Here is a 931-nt window from a genome sequence, read left to right on the forward strand (position 1 = left end):
CTGTGTTTTTTCGTAAATAACGTACTCAGTGTCCGGTAAGCCCCTAAATTATAGTCATTTAATAAAAATAGCGGATTTAATGTCCTCCTCAACTAATAAAACTATAAGTCATCTAATGAAATAACTTCACCGCTTCCTGCATTTACTCCATGATGACAATCAATTTTTCCGCATAAAACATATTGTTTTTGCTTAAAGTCATATACATAATAAGGTTTGAGCTCAAACAATTCCTTGATTTTTTCAAATGCTTCATCTTTCGTGATCGTTACTTTATCAGGCGCTTGAAATTGATCATAACTCTCCAACATTGGTTTGTTATCCATGTAATTTGCTGCTTGAAGGCTTCTCGCATCAATCATAATCATCAACTTTCTTTGAAAGACAAGATTATCCTGGTGGTTAGCCCTCAATATTGCATGAATATATCCTTTGTCACGATGTAGAGTTTTAAGCATCCATTTTCCAGTATCTTTCGGATATTCCCGTCTTAATAACTCCTCTACTGCCATCTCACATTTCTCTTGTTCTACCTTTGTGATTGGGAATGAAAAAGGACTTGGCTCGCATGAAAATGCTTGATCAACCGTGACATCTTCAATCCAACTAATCTCTTTTCTTATAAATGGTTCATTAATTGGTTTATTCCAAGAAATAGTTTTACCTATTTTCAAAAACGACCTTACATCCGCTATTATTTCAAATGGAATCGTAGACGTTCCATCATTCGTAACATAAATCTCTTCGACCATATAAACAGAAAATATTTTTTCCTTTTCATAGGAAGGAAATTCAATCAATTTCAATTGTTCCTTCCCCAAATGTTCCACCTTTCCAAGGGAAAGCTTAAAAGTTTCTTCTTTAACTATTTCTTCAGAAGGAAATTGACCATGTACAGAAAACGAAGTGAGTTTTCCTTCCTGATTATATT

The 931-nt window shown here is 33.8% G+C and carries 1 protein-coding gene; it reads right to left on the minus strand.

The genetic code is table 11. The features are described from left to right. Nucleotides 1-101: 101 nt before the first annotated feature. A partial coding sequence (locus tag V7149_RS12790; protein ID WP_335346014.1) for a hypothetical protein occupies nucleotides 102-931 on the minus strand: 830 nt, incomplete at its 5' end.

The organism is Bacillus sp. JJ1503, from assembly GCF_036965125.1.
Lineage (GTDB): Bacteria > Bacillota > Bacilli > Bacillales > Cytobacillaceae > Cytobacillus.